1 protein-coding gene is annotated in these 1,629 nt (G+C 65.3%); it reads right to left on the bottom strand.

Translation table 11 applies throughout. From position 1 onward, the window contains the following. Positions 1–209: 209 nt before the first annotated feature. Positions 210–1,629 (bottom strand): FtsX-like permease family protein (locus tag ACO6D6_RS15415; protein ID WP_484786120.1); only part of this gene is annotated, 1,420 nt, incomplete at its 5' end.

Genomic DNA, 1,629 nt, shown 5'->3' with positions numbered 1-1,629 from the left:
GAGCGGAGGGAGCGCATGGGCGTGAGCCGGCCGTCCTCCATGCGATAGCTGCGGTTGACGTCGGTCAGGCTGTTGCTGCGACGGATGAACTGGTTATCCATGGGTGTGTCCTTCTCTGTGCTCCAGACGGGTCTCGTCTGGGATTGTGTGGTGTGCGGAGGTCTCCGCGCACCTTCCCCGAATGGGGAAGCTTGGAAAATTCTGTTGTGTCAGTCGGTGGCCAAAGCAGTGATCGGCATCATGGCGGCGGCTCGTCTGGCAGGCCTTAGCGAGGCGGTGGCACCGACCAGGAGCGCGATGGCCAGAAGTCCGGCCAGTGGGAGCCAGGGGATGGCGACTTCAAGTCCGCCGTTGCCCAATACCGCTAGTGAACCAGCTGCCCCGAGAGCGGTTCCAGCGATAATGCCGAGGGTTCCGCCTATGACGGCCAGGAGGACGGTCTCCGTGATGATGAGGCGGCGGATTTGTGAACGGTCGGCGCCGGTGGCGCGCAGGACGCCGATCTCGCGGGTGCGCTCCAGGACGGAGACGTCGGTGATATTGGCCAGGCCGGTCAAGGAGATAATAAGAGCGGCTCCCATGACCAGGCAGGTGAGGAGCATTATCTGGTTGAGCGCATCGCTGAAGGCGTCGCGTCCCTGGGCACTGTCCTTGACCATGAGATCCTGGCCGCGGGTGGCCTGACGCACGGCACTCTCGAGCGCTTGAGTGGGTTCTTCGCCCTTGGCGCGCACCCACATCATGGCGTTGGTGGGAGCGGCGCCGTTGAGGCGCTCGGCGGTGGCGGGGGTGACGGCAGCGCCCCAGCCCTCCCTGACGCGGGCGGTCAGGGTGGCGCTGGCGGCCGGCCCGGTGAGGGTGACCGCGGCGCCGTCGGGAATGTCATAGATTTCGCCGACGATAAGGGTGTTGTCGTCGAGGTCCTCCAGGCCCTCGGTGGAGCGAACAATGGGGGCAATGGTGGCGGTGTCGATGGAGACGACGTCAGTCTGCCTGGTGCTGCCGTTCACGGTCTGGGTCAGGTCGAGGATGGGGACGAGGACGGTGCCCTGCACACCGTCAATGCTCCTGATGGTGGAGGTCAGAGCGGCACTGTCGGTCTGCGGCGTCACCCCGAAGATCGTGATATCGGTGGGCGAGGCCTGGTTCAGGATGCTTTGAAAGGACGAGCTGAAGGAGAATAGGCCTACGAACAAGGTCGAGCCGATCATGACCCCGATGAGAAGAGTGGCGGCGGTAGCAGTGGAGCGGCCGGGGTTGCGAACCAGGTTGCGAGCGGCCAGATGAAGGAGAGGATACCGGCCCTTAGCCCCGACCCGTCCGGTGATGCTGACGATGAGGACTATCAGCAGGGGCAGAGCCGCCAGGATTCCCAGGGCGATGAGGGCGGCGCCGCCAGCCACGATGTAGAGGTTGTGCCCGGTCATCCCCGACACGAGGAGGACGCCGCCAGTCAGGATGAGAACGAGCCCACTGACAGCAGCCCAGCGCCGCTTCCTGGTCCGGTTGACGCCGACGGTCTGCCCGGTGATGGCCACCAGGGGAGAGATGCGAGAGGCCCTGCGCGCTGGACGCAGGACGGCGATGAGGGTAACTGCGGCACCCAGGACGATGGTGACGGCCAGGGAG

It is taken from the genome of Arachnia sp., assembly GCF_057238465.1.
The sequence above is the reverse complement of the archived record's forward strand: the minus strand, read 5'-3'. Positions and strand labels throughout refer to the sequence as shown.